At 59.1% G+C, this 399-nt stretch carries 2 protein-coding genes; one reads left to right on the top strand and one right to left on the bottom strand.

Annotated features, from left to right (window positions below; translation table 11 throughout):
* Positions 1-272 (top strand): hypothetical protein (locus VI01_RS25160; RefSeq protein WP_231638587.1); only part of this gene is annotated, 272 nt, incomplete at its 5' end.
* Positions 273-293: 21 nt separating this feature from the next.
* Here VI01_RS25160 and VI01_RS25155 read toward each other — a convergent pair.
* Positions 294-399 (bottom strand): biofilm development regulator YmgB/AriR family protein (locus VI01_RS25155; RefSeq protein WP_045816989.1); only part of this gene is annotated, 106 nt, incomplete at its 5' end.

Below are 399 nucleotides of genomic sequence, written 5' to 3'. Positions count from 1 at the left end.
TTTTTTGGTGCTTATATCTGCGCGCCGCTTATCGCGATACACTGTGTATATCCCCAATAAGCGGAGCGCATCTGAAAACCGAAAATGAAATACAGGAACTGATGCACGAAGCCATCGGGCTGGCCATCAGGCAGGTACTGCACAGGGGCGGTACAGTCAGCCCGCACGAACTTATCGGTGCGCTCTGGCGCCTGAAGGAGACCGGCTCCGATATGGCCATGCGCGAGGCCTGCAGCCGGGCCATCCGGATTTTTGCCGCCAAACTTAACTGAAATAGCCCTGTCGCGCAGGCGTTATAAGGCCTGCCCGCCGGCGTCGTCCGGCGTGTGACTGACGATAAGCTCCAGCACGCTGCGCAGCACCGCCTGTCTCTGCGCGTCACGCTCCTGCTCAAGGTCG

Origin of the sequence: Pantoea sp. SM3, from assembly GCF_000963995.1 — a bacterium.
GTDB classification, from domain to species: Bacteria; Pseudomonadota; Gammaproteobacteria; order Enterobacterales; family Enterobacteriaceae; genus Pantoea; species Pantoea rwandensis_B.
The sequence above is the reverse complement of the archived record's forward strand: the minus strand, read 5'-3'. Positions and strand labels throughout refer to the sequence as shown.